This window comes from Bacillus sp. FSL W7-1354 (assembly GCF_038002405.1).
Lineage (GTDB): Bacteria > Bacillota > Bacilli > Bacillales > Bacillaceae > Bacillus > Bacillus paralicheniformis.
Genome location: NZ_JBBOCL010000001.1, coordinates 373,648 through 397,402 on the forward strand (window position 1 = coordinate 373,648; position 23,755 = coordinate 397,402).

The following is a 23,755-nucleotide window of genomic DNA, read 5'->3' on the forward strand; positions in this document are numbered from 1 at the left end:
GCGTTTAAACCAGGGTAGAAAACCATGTGCCCAAGAGGGTGCCGACATAATTGCCGATCAGATATCCGAACGTCCCGACCAGCATAACCGGAGCGACGAGGCTCTGCCAGCCTTTGGCGATCGCCATCGCCGCCGCTGTTGTCGGACCGCCGACAGATGCGTTGCAGGCCAAGAGAATTTCCTTGAGCCGAAAACGCAACAGCTTTCCTGCGGCAAGCGTTACGAGCAGGTTGGACATGGCAACCACAAACACAAATGCCAAAAGGAGCGGTGCGTTCATGAGAATGATCCGCAAGTCTGCCGGAATGCCGATCACCACAAAGAATAAGTAAATCAAATAAGTCCCGATTTCCTGTGTGCCGCGCAGCCGTTCAAAATAGCGGGGAAAGGCGATTGTCAGCAAAATTGTCAGCGTCGTCAGCAGCAGGAACTGGTCACCCAAGATAAAGGCAAGAAACTGAAACCCGCCGTCAGAAGAAAAACGCTCTTTGAAAAAGGCCGCTGTTTTTACAGACACAGCAACGATCGCGAAGGCGGTTCCGATGTTTAAAGCAATGTCCTGCAAGGACATCTCTTTTCTTTTCCAATAGGCTTCCGCCTGATTTTTGCTGCCGGCCGTCTCTTCAGGAACGCCAAAGCGCTTTTGAAACCATTTAAGCGCCGGTATCCCCATTAAAATGAAAAAAAGAAGAGCCATCATAAAATTATCCGCAACCACCGTCGATGATACATATTCACCGGGAGTTGAGAACTTCGCGGCCATCGCCGCAAAATTCACGCCTCCGCCGATATAAGAGGCACTGATCATCCCGCCGATTTGGTCAAGGTGCGGAATCTGCTGCTTAAACAGAAAAAAAGCAATCACGCTTCCGGCAGCAGTGCCCAGGGCGCTGATGCAAAAGATCATCAAAAGCCTGCCGCTTTCTTTCAGGATCTTCCGCACATTGATTTGAAAAAGCAGCAAAGGTATCGCAAGCGGAACAACATAGGACCACACCGCATCATAGACGGGGGACTCGGCCGGTAGAATCCCCGCATTCGTAAACAGCATCGATCCGCCCAGCGCCAGTACAGCCCCCGATACTGCCGCAGCCCAGCGATACCGCTGCTCCAAATAAATACTCACCGCCGCCCACACCGCAATAAACCCCCAAAGCATCCATGCATCATCCGCTGAAATGAGTGAAGAATTCATTATATTCCCCCTATTCTCATCCTATATTTTTAATTATCAGATAATTAAATAGTGTAAAACGGAATGTCCAATTGATCAATCACGAAAAAAATAGTCACCATGTTGACAAAATTAACGAGAAAGAGTATTGTATATTCGTCAGCATGTTGACTATATTCAGAGGAGAGAACAAATGGATACCAACAGCTTAATCAACGAATTACATTTGATGCAGCAAAGCTATGCGACATTGTTTTCAGTTGTCAATAAGGTGCAAACCCGAGGTGACGAATACATGGAAATAGTAACTTCAAGGCAACACATGGCACTCATCGCCATCGCGCATTTGCCGACTGAAACTGCCACGCTTACGAATATCTCCAAAAAGCTTGGCACAACCAAACAGACCGCCAACAAGCTGATGACAGGTCTGATCAAAAAAGGCTATGTTAAATCAGTGCCAAATCAAAAAGACAAACGCTCTATTAATATTGAAATGACCGCTGAAGGAAAGAAAGCGCTGGTGGATTGTTCCGAAAGGTCCGTCTATTTCTTGGCCGACTTGTTTCAGCAGTTTACAGCCGAAGAGGTTGCGACATTTTGGCGGCTGCTGCAAAAGCTTTACCGTTTTGACGGTGAAGAACAAGACGGCTTTGAGGAGAATGCAAACATTCAGCTTGGCGTAGGAAATTCATTAGATACAGAAAAGATTCTCGGAGAATTTGAGAAACGCCGCTACGGAGGAGAAAATGATGAAAAATAATCTTTATGTAAAAGCAACAACTTTTAAAATCAAAGGAAAGGAGAAGCTCTATCATGCAAAAGATAAATTCCTGCAGACAAAGGAAACCATTCGCCGCGGCACAAAATTAGACAGGACAGGACCCTTTTTCTCAAGCTGCATTGCTCTGATCATCATTGGATATTCCTGGGGGACAAAGGCGGAATGGCTCGTCTGGTTAGGGGCGGCAAGTCTTTTGAGCAACGTTTTATTGCTGTTTGCAACATTTTTTCGCCGATATCAAAAATCGATTTGACATTCGTTTGTGCAGGATCTAGTGGCTCGCATCGTAGATCAATGAATGACTTGAAAAGGATGTTGAGAAACTTATTAGAATTGTAGAATGGTGCCATTCTTGTCTTTTTTTGTTGAAACCTCTTATTTCCATATGCGTATAAAGAAAGGGAGGTGGAAAAGTGAAACAGAAAAAAAGAGAACAACTTGTTAACCTGTTTAGTGTGTTAAATGAAAAAAAGCAGATCAACGCGGCGGTATTAGTCGCTGAAGACGGAGACATTCTTTTTCAAGGCGCCTTCGGTTATGCAAACTTGGCAGATAAGCGTTTATTGCAGGAGGATTCCTTATTTGAATTAGCATCGCTATCCAAGCCGTTCACTGCTTTGGGCATCCTTCAATTAGCACAGCAAGGGGTATTGAATATTGAGGATCCCGTAGAACGGTGGATAACCGGATTTCCTTATCAGGGCATAACGATTCACGATTTGTTGACACATACGTCGGGTCTGCCCGATTATATGGAGTGGTTTTTACAACATTGGGATCATAACAAGATTGCTGTTAATCAAGATATCGTTGATATGCTGATGAATCATCAGCCGCAACGCTATTTTGCCCCGGGTGAAGGTTGGCTGTACAGCAATACGGGATATGTGCTGCTTGCGGTTATCATTGAAAAGGCATCCGGTCTGAGTTTTGCCGAATATATGAAAAAAAGTATTTTTGAACCGGTGGAAATGCGGAACTCAAGGGTGTATAACAGAAGGCTTCAACCTGAAACCATTGAGAACTATGCGTATGGATATGTGTATGACGTGCATACAGAACAGTACGTTCTGCCTGATGATGTTGAAGAAACAAAATATGTCTCCTATCTTGACGGGATTCAGGGGGACGGAACCGTAAACTCAACCATTCATGACTTATATTTGTTTGACCAGGCCTTATATACAGATTGTTTGATCAATCAAGTCTCAAAAGAGCTTGCTTTTACTCCCGCGTCTCTGAAAAACGGAGAGTCTGTAGATTACGGGTGTGGATGGGTGCTTCGGGACAGTCCTGAAACAGGGCGAATTGTCGGTCACAGCGGCGGCTGGCCAGGCTATTCAACCGTAATGATCCGATATATCGATCAACGAAAAACCTTCATTTATTTGAGCAATGTGGAACAGGATGATGAATATGAACAGGCCATCTTTGAAGCCGTTGAAAATATCCTGTTTGACAAGGCCTACAAAATCCCTGATCGCCCTGCCGATAAAAAGAAAAAAGAGATCGATCCGGCCATTTACAAAAGATATGTCGGAAGTTATTCACTTCAGGATGGCACCGCCGCTGATGTGACAGTTGATAAAGAACGGCTTTATATGCAAATCACCGGACAGATCCGTTTTGAATTATTTCCAGCCTCGGAAACGCGCTTTTTCCTCAGGTCATTGTCTGTTGAAGTGGAATTTATTTTGGAGGATGGTGTGGTCACCCGCTTGATTATTTATCAAAATGGCGCAGAGGAAGAAGCGGTGCGGATAGTGGAATCAAGCAGCAAGGTATGAACGTTGTTTGTCATGAAGAAAATTAATCGTTCGAAGTTGTGGGGATATCAGCCTGGCTGAATTTCTGATGCCATCTATAAGGAGGTTCATGAGGCTGAACAAATTTAATTTTATAAAAAATAGTCATCATGAGTTTTATGAGTTAAAAGAAAACGATCTAATAAAAGCGGAAGATAGACTTGGTTTCCGATTTCCTAAAGAACTCAGAGAATTTTATTTAGAAATTGGGTACGGGTTTATAAGAGGGAATAAAAGTGCAATAAACAGATTTTTAGATCCCGCTACTATCACAGATATCACTTTAAGGGAAGATATTTACGAATTTGACCCTGATTTAGATGATATATATGAAGATGAAGACAGGCTTGTTTTTTATGAGGTAAATGAAGGTGTATATTTAACGCTTGATTTAAATGATACCGATAAGTCATCGGTATTCTTTTTTGATAAAAAAATAGCTGACTCTATAGAGGGATTTATCAAAAAAGTTGATCAAAATGATCGATACTTTGAAGATATGAAAGATTAAACATTTTTTTGGATGGAGTTCTTACAAAGCTGGACTGCTAAAACAACAGAAAAAACCGAGCAGAAAAATATCTGCTCGGTTTAAAAACTAATACCTCGGCCATCCTTTGGAATCCCAGTATAAATCATTAATCAGCAGCTTAGGCGCTCCATTGTCAAGCGCATCATAACCATGTCTGACGATGATGTTGCCGTTCACGATATCTGCGCCGCCCGGGCCCTTCCATTGGTTGTTTCCAGAGTCGAGGATTGTGCCTCCGCCTTCCGTCATTTTCTTGCCGCTTTTGTCATAGTAAGGTCCCGTAATTTTTGTTGAGCGGCCGTAAGCGATTTTATACGTGCTGTTCACACCTTGACAGCATTTATCGAACGAAACGAATAAATAATAGTAGCCGTTTTTATATGTGATAGACGGCGCTTCAACCGCTCCGCCATGGCTCGGCCTTGATGCGATCGAATAAACCTTCCCTGTAGGTTTCATCGTTTTTTTATCAAGCTTTGTCAGCTTGATGCCGCTCCAAAACGAGCCGAAGGACAGCCGCGGATTTCCTTCTTTATCAATGACTAACTCAGGGTCGATCGCATTATAATTGTTCGAGGTCGTCGTCCGGGTGACAAGCCCGTCGTCGCGCCAATTTCCGGAAGAGATCCGGTCTGTTGAAGCCAGTCCGATCGCCGAAGTATTGGAGCCGAACGCGGATACCGCATAATAAAGCCAATAGCGACCATTGTAATAGCTGATATCAGGCGCCCATTGGTTTTTTTCATGGTTTGGCACGTACTTTTTCCACCATGATAATGGAGTTGTAAAAATACTTGGCGCTGGGCTCCACGTTTTTCCGTCTGTCGATTTGATGACGCGGATTCCATTGCCGATACCAGTACCGAATGTATACCATGTATTTCCTTCTTTAATCATGGAAGGATCATGAATAACGTTGTCTCCTTTTGTATCCCAAAAAGCCGCTGATGTTGGCTCAGCTCCCGAAAAAATAAGCAGAAAAAATAAAATAAAACCAGAAATAATCGTCTTAGCCACAGTTGTTCTCCTTTCAAATCTCGATGTCCTTTAACAATCGGTCCTCCTTTGAGAAATATTTCCCAACAACACGCACTTTATTTTAGCAGGGGTTCGGTCTCTCTCAATCAGACAAAGGACTTGTTTTGTAGTCCTGAAATAAAGCGAAAAACCCAGAAAATATCCATGTTTAAAAAACAATCAAACAAAAGTCATTTTTTCGTCTGAATTGTAAAGAGTTGGAAGTGATTAATTCGACTTATTTTGGAGTATTTTGGATGTTGTGAATTATGAACAAATAATGTGGATGTTCAAAAGCGTTGGAAGAAGAAGCACGGTTTACGCTCGAATATTTTCATTTATCCCGAGAGGTGAATGACACTATTAGTTGATTTAGTGGGTTGAAATTGGTAATATGAATTTGAAGATAGACTGTCAAAATCATAAAAAGACCACAGGTGTGTCATCAACGTATCGCTCAAACGTTCAGGTGTATTTTTTAAAAAGAAATGCATAAAATAAAAAAGACCCGACTGCGCCAACAGTCGAGTCGAGTGTACAAAGCGGCCCAACAAGGGCTTGGCTCAGTCATTTTAAATATAGACTTCCCTTTGAACTTTACCAGGGCTCAAGGGAAGTCTATTTTTCTTTCTTCGACAACACGGCAATTAACATGCCGAAAGCAATCATTAACGAGATTGTTTCGTATGCTGTCATAAGCATCACCCCCTTTCATAGGGGATGAGCCAACTTCCCTTGAGTGAGCCCGAACTTTGTACAAACAATATTTTACCATAACTCTTTCGATCAGCGACTGTTTTTTGTTGAATGAAGACATATAGAGTATGAGAGGTAAGAATGGAAAAAATCAAACGCAAAAACGGCAGAAAATCCGTTGAAAATCAACGTTTTCCTGCCGTTCGATTCGGTATGATTCCGACTGGGCTCGAACCAGCGACCTCTACCCTGTAAAGGTAGGCGATAGCAATCCTATAAGTCAACGGTCAGTCAGTGGTATGTTAACGAAAAAAGACGCCTATTTTGGCGCCTCTATCTCGTCTTAAATCCGTTCACAAAGCTCTCTCCGTCCTTTTCTGTCGCAATAAGCTGCTGGGCGCTTTGGCTGATTCGCTGAGCGAGCGCCTGCCGCGCTTTTCCTTCGAAGCTGTAGAGAAGCGATGAATAAACGCTGTTCATTTCTTTTTGTATATCGTCTATTTTAAACTTCGGTCTTAGTGTCGTTTTAATGCCTTCAAGCTTAGTTGCGGCCGTTACTCTCATGCCCGTTTTCAGCATTTGAAGCTGATTGCGTCGTATGAGGAGCGTATCTTCTTGATCACCGTTTAAGTTGTTGAGTGAGGCGAGTTTATTGAAATTTTCCATTATGTCATCTCCTAAAGCTTAAGCCAGTTTGCCAGCATTTTATCTTTCGATTTAAAATCTTTTGCGATCTGCGCAAGGTACCCGCTGATGTCTTCTAAATCTGAAATCGTATTTTTTAATGAGGCGATGTACGCTTTTTCGGCATGAACATCGTAAAAGAGCGGATTGCCTTTTTTGTCAAACGACTGCGCCAGGTTTTTCAGCGTATTGTTTACATCTTCGAGTGTCAGCTTGTCGTATAAACCGTGGCCGACCTGACGGTAGGTATCGTGTTTCAGATCGTTGATCTCGGCGTCGTGTTCCTGATAAGCGTTTTCGGCTTCCCGTTTCATCGTCCGGAGATCGTTGATCATCGCATTTACTTTTTGCGCGAGCTGCTTAGCGACTTCGGGTGTTACTTTAATTGCGCCACTTCCGGATGCAACTTCCGGTGGAAGCATTGCTTTTAAATTTTTATCGTATACGAGCTCATCGCCCTCTATATTTTGAACATTGCCGTTTTCGTCGAAGGTAAAGTTGCCTTTGTTGAGTCCGTGTGTATCCGGCATTCCCATTGCTGTCGTAGCAATGTAGTCTACAGCGACATTAAACACTGTGCCAAATATACCGCCGTTATACTTCGGATCTAGTCGTATTTGTCGTTCCACACGCGAAGTAGAGGGGTCTTTGGTATATATTGTTCTGCCTGCGTGTCGTTCGTACTCATCCCACCAGCCGGAACCAGTCATATCATCCGGATTGACAATCGCTTTTACAGACGAGTCATATTTGCCGCTTCGGATCTCCTTTTGCTTTTCTTCAGCATGCAATTTAACGACGGAAGGATTGTTGAATGCGACTGCGCATATATCATTGTTCACAGCGCTGTATTCAGCCTCTGCGCCGCCAAGAGAGTGTCCGGTTGTTGAAATAACCGTCGAGGTGCCTTTATACTTTTGTTTAACTTCCCGTACCAGATCGTCAGCTTGCCCGATTTGGGACGTTTTCGTAATTAATTTGTATTTACCGGTGCTAAGCATCGCGTCTTGTGAGGGGGTTGCGTTGTATTTTCCTATTGTTTTTGATGTATCCTTCGCATCTTTTTCGATTATGTATTGCGATTTCTTTTTCGGATCAAGACCCATAACAACGTTACCGCCGTCAGCGTCAACAACATCTTGAAAGAATTGGCTTTTAGGATCAGTTCCTGCGAAGGCTACGACGACATTTTTAGGGTTATCTGATTTTACCCACTTACCACCTTCAGTTTTTTTGCCCTGGGAAAAAACTACGGCATCTAGTCCTGTATCATGGTCTCTCTTAATCTTTTCGACAAACCAATAGGTTTTTTGATCTGTTTGTATTGGTTTCCCTGTCTTTAACTTACTATCTAATCTATCGCGATTGTAAGATTTGACTTAGCGTATAATAAGTTTTATCTGTTATTTTTGGAACTTTTATCTTGTCGCTCATATACATCGCCTCTTTATTTTTGTAAAATAGGATAAGAAAGGGTTGATTTTCAAATGAAAAAGTACATAATTATCCTTATTTTAATAATTATAGCAGTTGGGGGATTTTTTATGAAGCATCAGCACGATCAAAAAGAAAAAGAGATTGCTTTATTTGAAGAAGCTCAGAATCATATGGAAAAGTTTTTAAAAACCAATTATAAAGATGTTGATAATATCCACTTTTCCGATGATTATTATATTAATCCAATGGGAGGTATAACAGTAGAGGGGCATACGAACGGAGATAAAGAGTTTGAAGGTTTGTATGATCCGGGAAATAAAGAAATATTGTCATATACCGTGGATGCTGAACCTAAAGAAGAATGTAAAGATGAGTTGTGTACTCGATGATAGAATAATAGCCCGCTCACCAGAGACGGGCTTTTTTCTTTATATGCGCTTTTTCATGCCCTACCGCACTATATGGTTTACTGTTCGTCTTTAATCTCCTTAACATACTCTATAGGCACGTTTAATCCTCTACTAATAATAAATAATGTTGTGATGTCATATCTGTTATTCGTTTTAAATCTGCTTATTGTTGCCTCTGTAGTACCAACCAACTCAGCTAATTCCTTTTGACTTTGAATTCCCTTTTCTTTCATAACCTCAATCGATCGGCAGGTCATCAGCTTGGACTCGCGATTTATCTTTATGAAAAGACGAATCTGAGTGTTCGCATGACTTACATCATCCCGGGAACAAGCAACTATACCCTGAAGGGTTATGAAGATGTCATTGTATTAGAAAATAATGACCGAGACGCTCAGAAGGTTGATTTATTAGCTGCCTCTCCGCGACTTATGTTGACCAATAACGGAGAAACAGACGTGAAAATTAAAAACCTTGTGGTTACTCATTTCTTGTAAGATCACGCCGTAAAAAACGGTGTTTTTATTTTGCCTCGGAGGAGGTGAAAACGATGTGAGAACGGGAGGATTAAGGGAGATGTCGCAAACAAACGAATACGAAGTTTTTCAGAAAGAGATTAAAGAGATCAAGGCGGATCAAAAAACGCTTGAGAAACGTGTCAGCACCCTGGAAAGAACTTCTGAACGCCATGATCAGCAGATTATCTCTATCAATGAAAAGCTGAACAAGATCGAGGAAAACACAACTTGGATCAAGCGCAGTATCACCGGCGCGATCATTACAGCGGTCAGCACCGGCATCATTGGCGGCGCAATCGCTGTTTTTTATAATCTACTGCAGAAATAAGGAGGTAAACACAATATGAAAAACTTAGACAAAGGCACGGTCATCAGGACGGTGCTTCTTTTTGTTGCATTGGTAAACCAGACATTGATCATGTTTGGAAAATCAGCTTTGCCGATCAGCGAGGATCAGGTCAATACGTTGGCCGACGCTTTGTATTTGGCCGGCTCCACGATTTTTACAATCGTCACGACGTTGGTCGCTTGGTTCAAAAACAACTATGTCACAAGCAAAGGAAAGTTGCAGAAAGAGACTTTGAAACAAAAGGGATTAACGAAATGAGGTTGCCGGCTGGCAGCCTTTTTTATTTAAAACAAAATTGGAGGAGTTCAAATGGTTAAAGTCGTGAAAAACTTTGTGAAAGTCAATCAATATACTCGGCCAGGGCTGAAGTTGGCAGGAGTGAAAGGGATTGTCATGCACTATACGGCGACGCCGGGCGCTTCTGCATTGAATGAGAGGATTACTTCAATGGCACATGTATAGCCATTAAACGCAAAGCTTCAGCTCATTATTTTGTGGACCGTAAAGAAGCGCAGCACATCATTCCTGAAAATGAAGTCGCGTACCATGCACATGATAAAAACCGCTGTTATGTGAGTTTTCTTAAACCGAACGCCAACACAAAGTCAATCAGCGTTGAAATGTGTGTCGAAAAAGACGGCATGATTCACAGTGAAACGGTTCAGAATGCCGCTGAATTGGTTGCCGACCTGTGCAAGCGTTACGGTCTTTCTACTAACAAAATCGTCCGCCATTACGATGTAACAAACAAAATTTGTCCGGCACCGTGGGTGAGCGATTCCAGCCAGCTGACGACATTCAGGAAAAAAGTCGATTCCCTGCTTGGAAATAAAACGGTGTCAAAGACAACATCATCAACGAGCCAGTCAAGCAAATCCACAGGGACCATTCTGAAAAAAGGGGCGTCCGGTTCCCAGGTCAAGGCGCTGCAGAAACGTTTGATTGCCGCTGGCTTCTCACTGCCGAAATACGGGGCTGATGGGTCTTACGAAAATGAAACGGTGCAAGCTGTCAAAGCGTTACAAAAGAAAGCGGGTATCGCGGTGGATGGAATTTACGGTCCAGCAACGGAAAAGGCCCTTGCAGCCATTGGAGCGAAAAAGAAAAAGCCTTCCTCTAACGGCAAAAAAACATCCTACCCGCTGCCGTCTGGCATCTATAAGGTGAAAAGCCCACTGATGAAAGGGACAGGCGTCCGACAGATTCAAGAGGCTCTAGCTGCCCTCTATTTCTATCCAGACAAAGGAGCGAAGAATAACGGCATAGATGGTTATTACGGGCCGAAAACGGCGAACGCAGTCAAACGGTTCCAGCTTATGAACGGGCTGTCTGCTGATGGTATTTATGGGCCAAAAACGAAAGCGAAATTGGAATCATTATTGAAATGAGGCCAACATCCATTAAGACGCTGTAAGCATGGAACGGCATCAAGAATGCAAACAAGATTTATGCAGGACAAAAGATACGAGTAAAATGAACAAAGGCCCTTAAAAAAGGGCCTTTTATTAAAGAAAAGTGGTTATTAACTATTCGTAAAAATTGAATCCCAAAACCAATAAATAATAGCAGCCGCACAACTGTAAAAGTAAACCTCCGGTCTCTCTATTAAACTTGGGTATGCTGGAGTGCTATGGAAAAAAAAGATCAAGAAGTTAGCAACGAGAGACAAACCTAAATAATAAATTAAATGAATCATTGAGAACTTCTTACTAGTCTTTTTATTAAGAAAATACTGCAAAGGGAGGGCAAATACTAAGTAAGCCAGAAAAAAATAAAAAGCAAAAACCAAAATAATATAAACCTCTGTAAATGCACCAGTAATGAAATACTGTATAAGGCCTAAACACAGGGAAGAAACAATGGCAGTTAGGGAGAAATGTTTAATCTTTTTCAAAAATGACCTTCCTTTCTTTTGGTTGATATGGTAAAGTATTCAAATATAGGGAGATTTACCATAAAAGTAGGAGGGGTAAAGTTGAAAAAACTTGTATCAATATTATTTTTTATTTCTACGTTAGTTTTGTCTTTTGTCTTTTCGAATTCTGTTTTGGCTAAAGAACCGTCCCCCGTTAGTTATGAAGTCCATGAAGGATTCGTCACACTCAATATAAATGAAAGTGGAGATATGTACAAGGTTCTTAAGAATGATGAAATTCTATATGAAGGACCTTCAAACCAATATAAAGACAAATTAACAGAGGACGTCCAAAAATACAAAATAGGAGTATATGAGGGTGATAAAATAAAAAATATCTTTAGAGTCAGAGTGGCTAATTCCGAAAAAACAACATTACAATCCTCTAAGATTAACATTGCACAAACCCACAAAAGTTTTGAAACATCCTCTTTTGAGCAAAAAATCTACAACACAGCTATTGAAACCGTTACGGACAACAGTTCGGTAATACTAAAGTGGGAAAAGATCCCGAACAAAGATGGTGTATATGAGATATATAGAGACGAAGATAAAGTTGCACAAACAAAAGAATTAACTTTTATAGACAATGATGTGACACCAGGAAAAGAGTACATATATACTATTAAAACATCCATTGATATGCCTAGTAGGGAACAAAATAAACTAGAAAAGAAGTTGAAAGAAAAAGATATTACATTAACAAAAGAAGATAAAGAAACGCTCTTTTCTATCAATGGTTCCATCTCAACTCAAGTAAAGGTACCCACAAATACAGAAGACGAATTAAATAAAACTGAAAAAATTGTTGATGAAAAGATTCACTCTAAACAGAAATCCTCAGTTAATGCAATTCCTAAAGACAACATGTACTCTTTTGTTTATAAAACATTTATTCCTTACAAATCAGTGAAAGATCCCCATCCTCTGGGAACAGGTTATCTAAAGGGGGATAATCGAGGTTTTTCTTTTTATTCTAACAAATTCAGAACTGAATCAGATATACATGTACAATTTTCAGGACCAACAAGCCTTGTTCATAGAAAATCAATAGGGAAGTCTTATAGATGCAAAGATGCAGATTGTAAAACCATTCTAGAATCAGGTACAGCTAGCAGTAAAGGACTTATACACGAAGTTATCTCAAAATCAAGTTCTAAAATGGGTTGGTATGTTAGCCATGCCATAGCTTTCCCCTTTGGTATTACTTACCCTAATATTGACTACAGTTACCAAGCAGAACTTACAAAATATAAGCTAGCTATTAACGGTAATCATGACGGGGCGCCTAATCATGAATTTTACTTGCTAAGTCCAAGTGACAGTAAAATTCTCTACCAGTATCAAGTGAAAAGCAAGAATGACTTTTGGAAACTGTTAGATATGGGTTTAACAAACCCTTGGAGTGTAAGATACTAGATCCAAAAGTGACCAATAAAAAATCTAAGATATAGCCCTTCTTGTAAGAAGGGCTTACTTTATTTCCACACCGACCACATCCTCAAATTTAATGAGATTGGTATCTCCTTTTGAATCCACGACATGGAAAGTTTTCTGCTGCTGGTTTATGTAATGGATATTCCCCTCAATTTGGATGATCGCCCCGGTTTCCGAACCGTTAAGCATTGGTAGCGGCTTAAATACAGAAAAACGAACTGGTTTATTAAACTCCATTGCTTCACTTATGATCATTTCCATATCTTCGATCTGAGACATGTCAAGAACCGGCCTTTTCACTTTGTTCTGGTTACTTTCTAATTTGCGGAGCAGGCCGACATGTTCCGGCAGCATCATTGTCGTTGATTAAAAAAAGTATTTGCCAACAATTCGCCAACAATTCAATTCATCAGGGTGTATTTAAAGTAATGCATAAAAAAACAAACCCTTGATATACAAGGGTTTGTTGGTATGATTCCGACTGGGCTCGAACCAGCGACCTCTACCCTGTCAAGGTAGCGCTCTCCCAGCTGAGCTACGGAATCATGATATGTAACACTGGGTATTTGTTTTGCTGACAAGTTCTATTATATGCAGATTAGATGGGTTCGTCAACAGTTTTTTGATTTTTTTTTGAGAACTGGGAAAGAGTCTTGCAGTACGCCGCGCGTTATGAAAATATTGTCTTATATAGAAGTCAAAAGGGAGCAGAATTGGATGGATCTGATACTTAAAAGTGTTGATAGTATTTTAATCGTATTTTTAGCAATCTTTTTTATGTGGAAATTCGTTTATGAAATTAAACATGAGAAGCGGAAGGCTGTTATCTTGCTTTTGCTGCTCATCAATGTCTATTTTATTGTAAAAGTGTTCAATCTCGTGTTGCAATTGATGTAGCCAATATCAAAATGCAGTTAAGGAGACTAAAAAACCAATGAAAACAGAAAAGCAAAAAATGCTGGACGGAGAGCTTTATCTTGCTTCTGATCCGGTGCTGTGCCATGACAGACTCAAGGCGCGCAACATTACGAATGAATTCAACCATTCGAACGAAATCGACGACAATAAAAGGACCAAGCTGATCAAAGAGCTGTTTGGTTCAACAGGGGAAACGCTCCACATCGAACCGGTGTTTCGCTGTGATTACGGTTTTAATATACATGTCGGGGAAAATTTCTTCGCCAATTTTGACTGTGTTTTCCTCGATGTATGCGAAATCCGGATAGGCGATCATTGTATGCTCGGACCGGGCGTTCATATTTATACGGCGACCCATCCGCTTGATCCGTTCGAAAGGATAAGCGGTGCGGAGTACGGGATACCTGTCATCATCGGACGTAACGTCTGGATTGGCGGCAGAGCGGTCATCAATCCCGGCGTCAAGGTCGGCGACAATGCAGTGATAGCTTCCGGAGCCGTCGTGACAAAAGATGTCCCGGACAATGCCATCGTCGGCGGAAATCCGGCAAAGATCATCAAATACGTTGATAGCAAAAACACCAATTCTATGTGATTGGTGTTTTTATATAGACGCGGTGAATGTTGGAGCTGATCAAACATCCGCGGGAAGCAGATTTCTCCCGCGGATTTAAGTGTTATCGGGTGACCGTAATATTGTTGATGACCAGCTGTCCCAATGAATTGAGATACGAAAATGTCGCTTTGCCTGGGCTGACGGCTTTTACGTACACGCGGTCCGAGGTGACGCTGACGGTAATGGCGCTGCCGCTGTAGGACACGTTTGAAATGCCGACGTATTGATCTTCCTGTCCGACTTTCATCGGCCTGTTGATGACGATCGCCTGAGGGGCGAAGATTCCTTGTGCAGATGCGTGAGAAGAGAGACTTTCAGTTTTAGAGAGTTCCTGGGCTTGTACATGCATGGGACTTCCCGAAACAGCAAGCATACCTGCCAGTAATGATGAAGCAACTAAACTTTTACTTAACCACTTCATAACCATCATCTCTTTTCCTATGTGATAGTTCCAGGATATGGCATCTCCAGCCGGCAGTCAATCGTTTCCAGTGATGATTCACACATTGGACAAACGAAAACAAACATTTCGTGAAGCGGGCAGGAAGAACGGATCATCATTCCGAAGCTGTTCTTTGGTTCAAAGCGTTAATAAAGGTTTTTACATTTTTTTTGTCTTGCATGACGGGTGAATATATATATGAAAGCGTCCTGGTAAAGGTTTGATTTTTCAGCCGGATCACGGAAAGGTTTCCATGCTGCACGTCTCTTTCAATGACGCTTTCAGACAGGAGTGACAGGCCGATGCCTGTCATGAGCGTTTCTTTGATCCCCTGGTTGCTGCTGATCGTCAGAAACGACTTGACTTTCAAACCGTTTGAACGGATGACATGGTTTAAGTATTCGCGTGTACCTGAGCCGACTTCGCGTGTTACCCATGTTTGATTTTGCAGATCGGCCATTGTCACGTCCTGTTTGGCGGCAAGCGGGTGATTACTTGAAGCGGTGATAAACAATTCGTCCTGCATAAAGGCGTGGACAGAAAGCTCTTTTTCATTTGTCTGGCCTTCGATCAAGCCGATGTCCACTTTGTACAGGCGGACGGACTGCACGATTTCTTCCGTGTTTCCAATGACCGCCTTGAGTTCGAGCTCAGGATATTCTTTTTGAAGGTCGAACAAGAGCGATGGCAAAATGTATTCGCCGATTGTGAAGCTTGCACCGATTTTCAGCTCGCCTTTGATCGAGTTGTGGTGATCGAGAATGTCTTGCCGCGTTTGTTCATATATGGTGATCATTTGTTTGGCGCGGTCGTATAAAATTTCACCGGTCGGCGTGATTTTCAAATATTTCGGAGAGCGTTCAAATAATTTCGTCTGGAACTCTTTTTCAAGATTTTTAATGTGCATGCTCACGCTCGGCTGTGACATGAGAAGAAGCTCGGCCGTTTTTGTGAAATTTTTGACTTCTGCAAGGGTAACGAATGTCTTCAGCGCATCATAATGCACACGAATCTCTCCTTTATTAAAAATTTTAATAGCTGTGATAATTAATATATATTTTACTAATGTTGAGTATTCCAGTAAACTTTAAATTAGAATCTTTTTTAGGAATGTTTGGTTTGAAGCAGGCTGACGCCGAGCGGCAAAGGGGTTGTGGTGAGTGAGCGCTTACAATATTTCTTTGCAGCAAAGCCGTGATCGACAGATGTTTTGCGTCAATAAAACCGATTTGATTTATAGGAATAGTGGATATATGATGAATGTAATCCTTTTCCGTTTCAAACAAGTCATAATTTTTTTATTCCTTAGTGAGGTGGATATCGTTGCAACTTCAGGTAATGAACAGTCCTTTTAACCAGGAGCAGGCAGAGCTCCTCAACCGCCTTCTGCCAACTTTGACGGCATCACAAAAAGCCTGGCTGAGCGGTTATCTGGCGGCTGTGCAAACCGCCGATGCCGCGGCGGCGCTTGAAACATTGCCGGCGGAAGCTCCGGCTGCAAGTCCGGCCCAGCCTGTTTCCAAAGAAGTGACCATTTTATTCGGGTCGCAGACAGGAAATGCACAGGGACTTGCTGAAAACGCGGCTAAGACGCTTACAGAACGGGGCTTTCAAGTCACCGTCTCTGCAATGAGCGATTTTAAGCCGAACCAATTAAAAAAATTAAAAAACCTTCTCATCGTCGTCAGCACGCACGGAGAAGGGGATCCGCCGGACAACGCGCTGTCATTCCATGAATTTCTCCATGGCAGACGGGCTCCGAAGCTCGATGATTTCCGTTATTCTGTGCTGGCTCTTGGCGACACGTCGTATGAATTTTTCTGCCAGACCGGAAAAGAGTTTGATCAGCGGCTTGGTGAGCTGGGGGGCACAAGGCTCCATCCGCGCGTCGATTGCGATCTCGATTATGATGAACCGGCTGCAGCATGGCTTGAGGGTGTCATCTCAAGCTTAAACGAAGGACAGGAACAGGGCGCAAGCTCAGCACCTGCTCAAACGGCAGCACCGCAAGCAGCAGGAGGAGAAACGGTATATTCGAGAAAAAATCCGTTCAGAGCGGAAGTGCTGGAAAATTTGAATTTAAACGGCCGCGGATCAAATAAAGAAACGCGCCACCTTGAATTATCGCTCGAAGGCTCAGGCCTGACTTATGAACCTGGCGATGCGCTCGGCATTTTTCCGGAAAATGACCCGGAACTCGTCGACATGCTGCTGGCCGAGCTGAAATGGGATCCGAATGCTACCGTCACGGTTGATCAAGGGGAAAACCTTTCCCTGAAAGAAGCGTTGACTTCTTACTATGAAATTACGGTGCTGACAAAAAAATTTATTCAGCAGGCGGCAGAACTCATTGCAAATGAAAAGCTGCGCGAGCTTGTCGCTCAGGAAAACGCGGATCAATTAAAAGCATATATCGCAGGCCGCGACCTGATTGATTTCGTTCAGGATTTCGGTCCGATCGCAGTAGCTCCGCAGGATTTTGTTTCGATTCTTCGAAAAATTCCGCCGCGTCTTTATTCGATCGCATCAAGCTTCGCTGCAAATCCGGATGAGGTGCATTTGACGATCGGCGCTGTCCGCTACAATACGCACGGCAGAGACCGAAAAGGGGTCTGCTCGGTTTTATGTGCTGAACGCCTTCAGCCTGGCGACACGCTGCCTGTTTTTATGCAGCCGAATAAAAACTTTAAGCTGCCGGAAAATCCGGAGGCTCCGATTATCATGGTCGGTCCGGGCACAGGTGTTGCGCCGTTTAGGTCATTTATGCAGGAGCGCGAAGAAACCGGAGCACCGGGGAAATCGTGGATGTTCTTCGGCGACCAGCACTTCGTCACCGATTTCTTATATCAGACAGAATGGCAAAAGTGGCTGAGTGACGGCGTGCTGACAAAAATGGATGTCGCGTTCTCGCGGGATACGGAAGAAAAAGTATATGTACAGCACCGCATGCTTGAGCACAGCAAAGAACTGTTTGAGTGGCTTGAAGAAGGAGCGGCTTTCTACGTTTGCGGCGACAAGAACAACATGGCCAAAGATGTTCAGAACGCATTGCTTGAAATTATCGAAAAAGAAGGCGGCAAAAGCCGCGAGGAAGCTGAAGCCTATCTGGCAGAAATGAAAAAGCAAAAACGTTATCAGCGCGATGTATACTGATTTTGATTGAAAGGGGACTTTTTCAACATGGGGAACGAAATATTAAAAGCGCCTGAAGGCCCGCCGAGTGATGTAGAACGCATTAAGAAAGAAAGCAACTATTTGCGCGGCACCCTGAAGGAATCGATGCTTGAGCCGCTTTCAGCCGGAATTTCCGATGACGACAACCGTCTGATGAAGCATCATGGCAGCTATTTGCAGGATGACCGCGATCTCCGCAATGAGCGTCAAAAGCAAAAGCTTGAGCCGGCGTATCAGTTCATGCTGCGCGTCCGGATGCCGGGCGGTGTCGCAACGCCTGAGCAGTGGCTTGTCATGGATGAGCTTGCCCGGAAATACGGAAATGGCACATTGAAGCTGACAACCCGGGAAACCTTCCAAATGCACGGCATTTTAAAATGGAACATGAAAAAAACGATTCAATCGATCCATTCAGCCATGCTGGATACGATTGCAGCATGCGGGGATGTTAACCGGAACGTCATGTGCGCTTCCAATCCGTATCAATCAGAAATCCACAGAGAAGTGTATGAATGGTCGAAAAAGCTGAGTGATGACCTCCTGCCGCGCACACGTGCGTATCATGAAATCTGGCTTGATGAAGAAAAAGTGGCCGGCACGCCTGATGCGGAAGAAGTCGAACCGATGTACGGACCGCTGTATCTGCCGCGGAAATTCAAAATCGGCATCGCCGTTCCGCCGTCAAATGATATCGACGTATTTTCCCAGGATCTTGGGTTTATCGCGATTATGGAGGATGACAAACTCATCGGCTTCAACGTCGCGATCGGCGGCGGTATGGGCATGACCCATGGAGACAAAGCAACGTATCCGCAGCTTGCCAAAGTCATTGGCTTCTGTAAGCCTGATCAGTTATATGATGTCGCCGAAAAAACGATTACGATTCAGCGGGACTACGGAAACCGCTCGGTTCGCAAAAATGCCCGCTTCAAGTACACAATTGACCGCCTCGGCTTGGAAACGGTCAAAAACGAGCTGGAAAACCGCCTCGGCTGGAGCCTCGCTGAAGCAAAGCCGTATCATTTCGAGCATAACGGCGACCGCTACGGCTGGGTAAAGGGTGTAAACGGAAGATGGCACTTTACAATGTTTGTTGAGGGCGGCCGCGTCACTGATTATGATGATTACAAGCTGATGACCGGCTTAAGGGAGATCGCCAAAGTTCATACCGGCGATATCCGCCTCACAGCCAATCAAAACTTGATCATTGCCAATGTCACAAGCCAAAAGAAGAAAAAGATCAGCGAACTGATCGAACAGTTTGGTTTGACTGACGGCAGGCATTATACAGCGCTCCGCCGCAGCTCGATCGCATGCGTCGCACTGCCGACGTGCGGATTGGCGATGGCCGAAGCGGAACGATATTTGCCAAAGCTGATTGACAAAATTGATGAAATCATTGAAGAAAACGGCTTGAAGAATGAAGAGATTACCATCCGCATGACGGGATGCCCGAACGGCTGCGCCCGCCATGCGCTCGGCGAAATCGGCTTCATCGGAAAAGCCCCTGGCAAGTACAACATGTACCTCGGCGCCGCTTTTGACGGCAGCCGTCTAAGTAAAATGTACCGGGAAAACATCGGTGAAGAAGAAATTTTAAAAGAACTTCGCGACATTCTTCCGCGCTATGCGAAAGAACGCAATGAAGGAGAACGGTTCGGAGATTTCGTCATCCGCGCCGGAATTGTTAAAGAAACGACGGACGGAACGAATTTCCATGATTGATGAGCATTTTTTAAAAAACGCCTCAGCCCTTTGATCGGTGCTGAGGCGTTTTCTGTTTACGAAAATGATCGAACCGTTTCCGACTCGATGATCATTTTCATAAACTCGGCAGCCGCCGGTGTTGCTTCTTCAAATGAGGGTGTAATCATGCCGACCTCGCGGATAATTTGAGGAGAGATGTCTTTTTTGATCAACCGATGGGATACGGAGGAAAGCGAAAAGTTAGAAATCAAGCCGATCCCCAAGTTGTTATTGACCATATTGACCAATGTTTCCGCGTTTTGCACAGTCAGATTTTCTTTTAATTCGAGGCGGTGTTTTTGAAAGATTTGAGATACCGCGACTTCGTGCCCGCCCTTGCAAAAGATCAATTCATTTTGATGTTTTTTCAGATCAATGAAAGGTGCGTCTTTTAAGTGATGATATTGCTCAGGGATGACGGCCGCCATCCGGTCTTGAAACAATACTTGACTTTCGAAACCGTCAAAGGGAGAGGCGACGATGCCTAAATCAACCAGGCGTGTTTCGACCCATTGCTGGATTTGGTCGGAGGTTCCTTCGACCAGCTCGATTTGTACGAGCGGATACTTTGACTTGAAGGAGGCGATAGCCTGCGGCAAAATATTCGCTGAGACGGCGGGGAACGAGCCAACTTTGACTTTCCCCCTGAGCAGATGATTTTCTTGATCGGCCACTTGGTATATTTTGTTTTCAATCACAATCATCTGTCTGGCCAGTACGGCGATTTCCTTTCCCGCGTCAGTAAGCTTTAACTTGTTCTGTTTATCCCGAATCAACAATTTGACCCCGAGCGACGTTTCCATGGTTTTTATGGCTTTGCTCACGGCCGGCTGTGAAATATACAGCTCGTTGGCGGCTTCTGTCATATTTAGTGTCTCCGCGACTTTCACAAAGATGTGAAGACTGTTCATGTTCATAACCAAATGGTTATACCTCCGATAATAAAAATGTATTTCAGTTATCATCCAATATAGCATATGCTGTACATGAAACAAAGAAGAAAGGTGACGGTTTATGTTTAAAGTACTGTTGGGGATCATCTCTGTAACGCTTATTTGGGGGTATACCTGGGTGACGATGAAAATCGCAATCACTGACATTCCCCCTGTTTTATTTTCGGCACTGCGGCTGTTCATTGGAGCCGTTCCTTTGTTTGTAATTCTCTTGATCAAAGGAAGGAAGCGTTCAATAGGAAAGGAGAATATCAAGCATTATCTGGTGATGAGTTTATTGATGGGTTTAGGTTATATGGGGGTGTTAACTTACGGCATGCAGTTTGTCGATTCGGGAAAAACGTCTGTATTGGTGTATACCATGCCGATTTTTGTCACTGTCATCAGTCATTTTAAATTAAACGAGAAAATCAATGTGTATAAAATGCTCGGTTTATTTTCCGGGTTGATCGGTCTTTTGTTTATATTAGGAGGAGGGATTCTGCATGTTGATCAAAATGTCATATTTGGAGAGCTTTGTGTTTTAATCGCAGCGCTCAGCTGGGGCATCGCCAATGTATACAGCAAACTGAAATTTAAAGATACAGATATGATTCATATGAATGCATGGCAGCTTCTAACAGGGGCGGTGATGTTACTGATCTTCTCTTTTATACTGGAACCGTCCCGGCCGATTCACTGGTCAAATGAAGCGATCTTATCTCTTTTATTTAACGGTTTATTCTCTACGGCTTTGACGTTCGTCATTTGGTTTTGGATCCTGAATCAAATCGAAGCGTCAAAAGCATCGATGGCTTTAATGTTTGTTCCCGTATTAGGCCTTTTATTCGGCTGGCTGCAGCTGCATGAACCGGTCACAATCAGCATCCTGATCGGCGCCTTCATGATCTGCATCGGGATTTTTATGAATACTTATCAATTTAAAAAGGTGTAAAAAAAGGCAGAGGGTCTATATGGTATGATGAAATGGGAGGGAGATTTTATGAAAATCGAACACATCGCTATATGGACGAACAATTTAGAGGAAATGAAAGACTTTTATACCCGGTTTTTTCACGGAAAGGCGAATGAAAAATACGTCAATCCGAAAAAGCATTTCGAATCCTATTTCATTCAGTTTGAATCGGGAACACGGCTTGAGCTGATGAGACGTCCCGACCTTGCAAAAGGAGAGGAAAACGCTTCCGGCTATGCACATATGGCGTTTTCCTTAGGGTCGCGGCAAGAGGTTGACGAGATGACAAGCCGCTTTGAAAAGGAAGGATACCAGGTTGCCGGAAAGCCGCGCGTCACGGGTGACGGGTATTATGAAAGCGTCATCCTGGATCCTGACGGCAACATCGTTGAGCTGACCGTTTGACGGAAAAAAGCTAATGTCCGTTTTTAGACATTAGCTTTTTTCGTTTAGATGGCAGCATCGAGCTGATTGATTTTCCATTTGTTGTCTTCTTTCACAAACGTGATCTTTCTTTTCGCAGTCACTGATCCATCCAATGCCGGTACGGAAAATTCATAGGTGCGGGTATTGTTTTTTCGAGAAATCAGTTTGATTGTTGCTTTGTCCCATCCTAAGAGGTTGTCCCCATCGCCGACAGGAACGGCCATTTTTCCTTTATAAGACATAATGTTGTATTTTTCAAATCCTTTTTTAATGGCGTCTTTTGTGAAAACCGGTGCCAAGTAATCTGTTAACTTTGCTTTTGTGCTGAATTCACTGCACATATACGTATATGGAAGACCGCGGTATTCAAATGTTTTGGTTTGGCAAGTTGAGTTTTTCGCTTTTGGATTGTGGCCGCTCATCGTATTCCAAAAGTGCTCCCGTGCCTGCAAAGTCATTTGCATGACTTGTTTATTTGTTAAATTCCCTGATGTTTGGTTTTTCGCTGCGAGAGATGCTCCGGCAGGTAAGATGAGTAAAACAGCTAATAAACAAACGATTAACTTTTTCATGTTCCTCTCTCCTTAAATATATCTCTTATGTTACAAATGTTACAATAATTACAGATGGATTACAAGAGATTTGCGAGAAAAATTTTCCTCCGCTGTTTTCTAATATATGACGACATAAAAGCGACTGGGGTTATATGTTTAGGAAAATAAATTACGTCTATTGATTCGTTTTCCCGAATTTCTCTTCTCATAAACAAAAAAGCTTCATGTTGAAAAAACATCTTATACTGAAAAAGAATTCCAGCTTGAACCATCGTCAAGAGCAGGAAAGAGGACGTCTGAAACATAAAGGAATCATGTTGTTGAAAATCAGAATTTTACATAAAATCAAACTTTATCAGTAAAAAAACTGTAACGAAATTCGCATCAATCTGTCATAGCGGTGACATTTTGCTGTGTTACGATTTTCCCTGTTAGTTTCAAAAGGGCTAACAAGGGAGGATTTAACTTATGAAGAAGACAATCATGTCCTTGGCTGCAGCCGCAGCTATGTCGGCGACTGCATTCGGAGCGACTGCCTCAGCAAAAGAAATCGAAGTTCAAAAAGGAGACACGCTCTGGGGGATTTCTCAAAACTACGGAATGAACCTCAAGGACTTAAAAAAATGGAATCAGCTTTCATCAGATCTGATTTTACCGGGTCAAAAGCTGAACATTTCTTCTCAAGAAGAAAAATCTGAAGAAAAGCAGTACACCGTTCAGCTAGGGGACACGCTCTCAAAAATCGCAAAAGAGTTCGGTGTAACTGTAAGCGATCTTCAAAAACGGAACAATCTGAAGTCGGACCTGATTATTGCAGGGCAAACGATTGCGATAAATGGAGAAGCAGGAGAGGCTGCTGCTGCAGCGCCTGTGAAACAAGAGTCCGCGCAAAAACAAAACGATCAGCCTGTCAACGTGCAAAAGGAAATCACAGTGACTGCAACTGCGTATACGGCAAATGACGGGGGCATTTCAGGCATCACAAAAACGGGAGTCGACCTGAATGCGAACCGTGATGCAAAAGTCATCGCGGTTGATCCAAGCGTGATTCCGCTCGGTACGAAAGTATATGTGGAAGGCTACGGCGAAGCGACGGCTGAAGACACCGGAGGCGCCATTAAAGGCCATAAAATAGACGTATTTATTCCAGATAAAAAAGACGCTTTCAATTGGGGCGTCAAAACCGTAAAGGTCAAAATTTTAAACTAATATC

Annotated in this window: 27 protein-coding genes, 1 tRNA gene and 3 pseudogenes; 18 read left to right on the forward strand and 13 right to left on the reverse strand. The window is 43.1% G+C overall.

Features of this window, described 5'->3' with window-relative positions:
- Nucleotides 1-4 precede the first annotated feature (4 nt).
- The gene (locus MKZ04_RS01965; RefSeq protein WP_341045175.1) at nt 5-1,195 is read right to left on the reverse strand and encodes a DUF819 family protein; all 1,191 of its coding nucleotides are present in this window, start codon (nt 1,193-1,195) and stop codon (nt 5-7) included.
- Nucleotides 1,196-1,367: 172 nt separating this feature from the next.
- On the opposite strand from MKZ04_RS01965, the gene MKZ04_RS01970 reads away from it, so the two are divergent.
- From MKZ04_RS01970 to MKZ04_RS01985, 4 genes are all read left to right on the forward strand, one after another.
- The gene (locus MKZ04_RS01970) at nt 1,368-1,937 is read left to right on the forward strand and encodes a MarR family winged helix-turn-helix transcriptional regulator (protein ID WP_195536183.1); all 570 of its coding nucleotides are present in this window, start codon (nt 1,368-1,370) and stop codon (nt 1,935-1,937) included.
- Nucleotides 1,927-2,211: a hypothetical protein gene (locus MKZ04_RS01975; RefSeq protein WP_101560727.1), complete on the forward strand. Its 285-nt coding sequence runs from the start codon at nt 1,927-1,929 to the stop codon at nt 2,209-2,211. The genes MKZ04_RS01970 and MKZ04_RS01975 overlap by 11 nt, the downstream gene beginning before the upstream one ends.
- A gap of 160 nt (nt 2,212-2,371) precedes the next feature.
- Nucleotides 2,372-3,745 (forward strand): serine hydrolase, encoded by a 1,374-nt coding sequence (locus MKZ04_RS01980; protein ID WP_212930469.1) that lies wholly within the window; start codon nt 2,372-2,374, stop codon nt 3,743-3,745.
- A 94-nt stretch (nt 3,746-3,839) separates the two neighbouring features.
- Nucleotides 3,840-4,274: an SMI1/KNR4 family protein gene (locus tag MKZ04_RS01985; RefSeq protein ID WP_145645486.1), complete on the forward strand. Its 435-nt coding sequence runs from the start codon at nt 3,840-3,842 to the stop codon at nt 4,272-4,274.
- Between the two features lie 87 nt (nt 4,275-4,361).
- Here the strand turns inward: MKZ04_RS01985 and MKZ04_RS01990 are convergent, their stop codons facing one another.
- From MKZ04_RS01990 to MKZ04_RS02005, 4 genes and pseudogenes are all read right to left on the reverse strand, one after another.
- A complete protein-coding gene (locus MKZ04_RS01990) occupies nt 4,362-5,312 on the reverse strand; it encodes a glycoside hydrolase family 43 protein (RefSeq protein ID WP_445662239.1) in 951 nt (316 codons plus the stop codon).
- A gap of 618 nt (nt 5,313-5,930) precedes the next feature.
- Nucleotides 5,931-6,014 (reverse strand): putative holin-like toxin, encoded by an 84-nt coding sequence (locus MKZ04_RS01995; RefSeq protein ID WP_033155145.1) that lies wholly within the window; start codon nt 6,012-6,014, stop codon nt 5,931-5,933.
- 327 nt (nt 6,015-6,341) lie between these two features.
- The gene (locus tag MKZ04_RS02000) at nt 6,342-6,674 is read right to left on the reverse strand and encodes a hypothetical protein (protein ID WP_020450980.1); all 333 of its coding nucleotides are present in this window, start codon (nt 6,672-6,674) and stop codon (nt 6,342-6,344) included.
- An 11-nt stretch (nt 6,675-6,685) separates the two neighbouring features.
- Nucleotides 6,686-8,126: pseudogene (locus MKZ04_RS02005) on the reverse strand (lipase family protein).
- A 53-nt stretch (nt 8,127-8,179) separates the two neighbouring features.
- Between MKZ04_RS02005 and MKZ04_RS02010 the strand changes: the two are divergent.
- Nucleotides 8,180-8,518: a DUF1433 domain-containing protein gene (locus MKZ04_RS02010; RefSeq protein ID WP_020450982.1), complete on the forward strand. Its 339-nt coding sequence runs from the start codon at nt 8,180-8,182 to the stop codon at nt 8,516-8,518.
- 77 nt (nt 8,519-8,595) lie between these two features.
- Here MKZ04_RS02010 and MKZ04_RS02015 read toward each other — a convergent pair whose 3' ends face one another.
- Complete coding sequence (locus MKZ04_RS02015) at nt 8,596-8,796, reverse strand: helix-turn-helix domain-containing protein (RefSeq protein ID WP_020450983.1); 201 nt, start codon at nt 8,794-8,796, stop codon at nt 8,596-8,598.
- Between the two features lie 319 nt (nt 8,797-9,115).
- Here MKZ04_RS02015 and MKZ04_RS02020 point away from each other — a divergent pair, with 319 nt between their 5' ends.
- From MKZ04_RS02020 to MKZ04_RS02040, 5 genes and pseudogenes are all read left to right on the forward strand, one after another.
- On the forward strand, nt 9,116-9,385 hold the full coding sequence (locus MKZ04_RS02020) for a hemolysin XhlA family protein (RefSeq protein WP_020450984.1): 270 nt from the start codon (nt 9,116-9,118) through the stop codon (nt 9,383-9,385).
- A 15-nt stretch (nt 9,386-9,400) separates the two neighbouring features.
- A complete protein-coding gene (locus MKZ04_RS02025) occupies nt 9,401-9,664 on the forward strand; it encodes a phage holin (protein WP_020450985.1) in 264 nt (87 codons plus the stop codon).
- 51 nt (nt 9,665-9,715) lie between these two features.
- Complete coding sequence (locus MKZ04_RS02030; protein ID WP_262481421.1) at nt 9,716-9,868, forward strand: hypothetical protein; 153 nt, start codon at nt 9,716-9,718, stop codon at nt 9,866-9,868.
- A gap of 32 nt (nt 9,869-9,900) precedes the next feature.
- Nucleotides 9,901-10,428: pseudogene (locus MKZ04_RS02035) on the forward strand (peptidoglycan recognition protein family protein); the annotation flags it as partial.
- A 108-nt stretch (nt 10,429-10,536) separates the two neighbouring features.
- Nucleotides 10,537-10,794 (forward strand): annotated as a pseudogene (locus MKZ04_RS02040) (peptidoglycan-binding domain-containing protein); the annotation flags it as partial.
- A 134-nt stretch (nt 10,795-10,928) separates the two neighbouring features.
- Here MKZ04_RS02040 and MKZ04_RS02050 read toward each other — a convergent pair.
- Nucleotides 10,929-11,300, reverse strand: a complete 372-nt coding sequence (locus tag MKZ04_RS02050) for a UPF0715 family protein (RefSeq protein WP_146874217.1) — start codon at nt 11,298-11,300, stop codon at nt 10,929-10,931.
- An 81-nt stretch (nt 11,301-11,381) separates the two neighbouring features.
- Here MKZ04_RS02050 and MKZ04_RS02055 point away from each other — a divergent pair, with 81 nt between their 5' ends.
- Nucleotides 11,382-12,740 carry a DUF3238 domain-containing protein gene (locus MKZ04_RS02055; protein WP_188016673.1) on the forward strand — a complete coding sequence of 453 codons (1,359 nt, stop codon included), beginning with the start codon at nt 11,382-11,384 and terminating at the stop codon, nt 12,738-12,740.
- Nucleotides 12,741-12,794: 54 nt separating this feature from the next.
- Here the strand turns inward: MKZ04_RS02055 and MKZ04_RS02060 are convergent, their stop codons facing one another.
- Together MKZ04_RS02060 and MKZ04_RS02065 are read right to left on the reverse strand one after the other, a co-directional pair.
- A complete protein-coding gene (locus MKZ04_RS02060; protein WP_146874213.1) occupies nt 12,795-13,115 on the reverse strand; it encodes a YolD-like family protein in 321 nt (106 codons plus the stop codon).
- 115 nt (nt 13,116-13,230) lie between these two features.
- Nucleotides 13,231-13,303: transfer RNA gene (locus tag MKZ04_RS02065), tRNA-Val, on the reverse strand.
- 172 nt (nt 13,304-13,475) lie between these two features.
- Between MKZ04_RS02065 and MKZ04_RS02070 the strand changes: the two genes are divergently transcribed.
- Both MKZ04_RS02070 and MKZ04_RS02075 read left to right on the forward strand, forming a co-directional pair.
- On the forward strand, nt 13,476-13,655 hold the full coding sequence (locus MKZ04_RS02070) for a hypothetical protein (protein ID WP_011197793.1): 180 nt from the start codon (nt 13,476-13,478) through the stop codon (nt 13,653-13,655).
- Nucleotides 13,656-13,692: 37 nt separating this feature from the next.
- The gene (locus tag MKZ04_RS02075) at nt 13,693-14,271 is read left to right on the forward strand and encodes a maltose acetyltransferase domain-containing protein (RefSeq protein WP_023856696.1); all 579 of its coding nucleotides are present in this window, start codon (nt 13,693-13,695) and stop codon (nt 14,269-14,271) included.
- A gap of 82 nt (nt 14,272-14,353) precedes the next feature.
- On the opposite strand, the gene MKZ04_RS02080 is transcribed toward MKZ04_RS02075, so the two are convergent.
- Both MKZ04_RS02080 and MKZ04_RS02085 read right to left on the reverse strand, forming a co-directional pair.
- The gene (locus MKZ04_RS02080; protein WP_023856697.1) at nt 14,354-14,713 is read right to left on the reverse strand and encodes a hypothetical protein; all 360 of its coding nucleotides are present in this window, start codon (nt 14,711-14,713) and stop codon (nt 14,354-14,356) included.
- 136 nt (nt 14,714-14,849) lie between these two features.
- Nucleotides 14,850-15,740 (reverse strand): LysR family transcriptional regulator, encoded by an 891-nt coding sequence (locus tag MKZ04_RS02085; protein ID WP_020450991.1) that lies wholly within the window; start codon nt 15,738-15,740, stop codon nt 14,850-14,852.
- 317 nt (nt 15,741-16,057) lie between these two features.
- On the opposite strand from MKZ04_RS02085, the gene MKZ04_RS02090 reads away from it, so the two are divergent.
- Nucleotides 16,058-17,887: an assimilatory sulfite reductase (NADPH) flavoprotein subunit gene (locus MKZ04_RS02090; protein ID WP_341045185.1), complete on the forward strand. Its 1,830-nt coding sequence runs from the start codon at nt 16,058-16,060 to the stop codon at nt 17,885-17,887.
- Nucleotides 17,888-17,914: 27 nt separating this feature from the next.
- Nucleotides 17,915-19,633, forward strand: a complete 1,719-nt coding sequence (gene cysI / locus MKZ04_RS02095) for an assimilatory sulfite reductase (NADPH) hemoprotein subunit (protein ID WP_341045187.1) — start codon at nt 17,915-17,917, stop codon at nt 19,631-19,633.
- 56 nt (nt 19,634-19,689) lie between these two features.
- On the opposite strand, the gene MKZ04_RS02100 is transcribed toward cysI, so the two are convergent.
- Nucleotides 19,690-20,577: a LysR family transcriptional regulator gene (locus tag MKZ04_RS02100; RefSeq protein ID WP_341045188.1), complete on the reverse strand. Its 888-nt coding sequence runs from the start codon at nt 20,575-20,577 to the stop codon at nt 19,690-19,692.
- A gap of 91 nt (nt 20,578-20,668) precedes the next feature.
- Here MKZ04_RS02100 and MKZ04_RS02105 point away from each other — a divergent pair, with 91 nt between their 5' ends.
- Nucleotides 20,669-21,541, forward strand: coding sequence for a DMT family transporter (locus tag MKZ04_RS02105; RefSeq protein ID WP_023856700.1), 873 nt, complete (start codon nt 20,669-20,671; stop codon nt 21,539-21,541).
- A gap of 48 nt (nt 21,542-21,589) precedes the next feature.
- Nucleotides 21,590-21,967 (forward strand): VOC family protein, encoded by a 378-nt coding sequence (locus MKZ04_RS02110; RefSeq protein ID WP_023856701.1) that lies wholly within the window; start codon nt 21,590-21,592, stop codon nt 21,965-21,967.
- Nucleotides 21,968-22,011: 44 nt separating this feature from the next.
- On the opposite strand, the gene MKZ04_RS02115 is transcribed toward MKZ04_RS02110, so the two are convergent.
- Entirely contained in the window at nt 22,012-22,560 is a 549-nt protein-coding gene (locus MKZ04_RS02115; protein ID WP_341045189.1) for an IseA DL-endopeptidase inhibitor family protein, read from the reverse strand.
- A gap of 450 nt (nt 22,561-23,010) precedes the next feature.
- Between MKZ04_RS02115 and MKZ04_RS02120 the strand changes: the two genes are divergently transcribed.
- Entirely contained in the window at nt 23,011-23,751 is a 741-nt protein-coding gene (locus tag MKZ04_RS02120; RefSeq protein ID WP_025811608.1) for a 3D domain-containing protein, read from the forward strand.
- Nucleotides 23,752-23,755: the final 4 nt, after the last annotated feature.

Coding starts and splice junctions, on each gene's coding strand:
- MKZ04_RS01965 (WP_341045175.1), bottom strand. CDS start 1,195: ATGAATTCTTCACTCATTTCAGCGGATGATGCATGGATGCTTTGGGGG.
- MKZ04_RS01970 (WP_195536183.1), top strand. CDS start 1,368: ATGGATACCAACAGCTTAATCAACGAATTACATTTGATGCAGCAAAGC.
- MKZ04_RS01975 (WP_101560727.1), top strand. CDS start 1,927: ATGAAAAATAATCTTTATGTAAAAGCAACAACTTTTAAAATCAAAGGA.
- MKZ04_RS01995 (WP_033155145.1), bottom strand. CDS start 6,014: ATGCTTATGACAGCATACGAAACAATCTCGTTAATGATTGCTTTCGGC.
- MKZ04_RS02000 (WP_020450980.1), bottom strand. CDS start 6,674: ATGGAAAATTTCAATAAACTCGCCTCACTCAACAACTTAAACGGTGAT.
- MKZ04_RS02010 (WP_020450982.1), top strand. CDS start 8,180: ATGAAAAAGTACATAATTATCCTTATTTTAATAATTATAGCAGTTGGG.
- MKZ04_RS02015 (WP_020450983.1), bottom strand. CDS start 8,796: ATGACCTGCCGATCGATTGAGGTTATGAAAGAAAAGGGAATTCAAAGT.
- MKZ04_RS02020 (WP_020450984.1), top strand. CDS start 9,116: ATGTCGCAAACAAACGAATACGAAGTTTTTCAGAAAGAGATTAAAGAG.
- MKZ04_RS02025 (WP_020450985.1), top strand. CDS start 9,401: ATGAAAAACTTAGACAAAGGCACGGTCATCAGGACGGTGCTTCTTTTT.
- MKZ04_RS02030 (WP_262481421.1), top strand. CDS start 9,716: ATGGTTAAAGTCGTGAAAAACTTTGTGAAAGTCAATCAATATACTCGG.
- MKZ04_RS02060 (WP_146874213.1), bottom strand. CDS start 13,115: ATGATGCTGCCGGAACATGTCGGCCTGCTCCGCAAATTAGAAAGTAAC.
- MKZ04_RS02070 (WP_011197793.1), top strand. CDS start 13,476: ATGGATCTGATACTTAAAAGTGTTGATAGTATTTTAATCGTATTTTTA.
- MKZ04_RS02075 (WP_023856696.1), top strand. CDS start 13,693: ATGAAAACAGAAAAGCAAAAAATGCTGGACGGAGAGCTTTATCTTGCT.
- MKZ04_RS02080 (WP_023856697.1), bottom strand. CDS start 14,713: ATGAAGTGGTTAAGTAAAAGTTTAGTTGCTTCATCATTACTGGCAGGT.
- cysI (WP_341045187.1), top strand. CDS start 17,915: ATGGGGAACGAAATATTAAAAGCGCCTGAAGGCCCGCCGAGTGATGTA.
- MKZ04_RS02105 (WP_023856700.1), top strand. CDS start 20,669: ATGTTTAAAGTACTGTTGGGGATCATCTCTGTAACGCTTATTTGGGGG.
- MKZ04_RS02110 (WP_023856701.1), top strand. CDS start 21,590: ATGAAAATCGAACACATCGCTATATGGACGAACAATTTAGAGGAAATG.
- MKZ04_RS02115 (WP_341045189.1), bottom strand. CDS start 22,560: ATGAAAAAGTTAATCGTTTGTTTATTAGCTGTTTTACTCATCTTACCT.
- MKZ04_RS02120 (WP_025811608.1), top strand. CDS start 23,011: ATGAAGAAGACAATCATGTCCTTGGCTGCAGCCGCAGCTATGTCGGCG.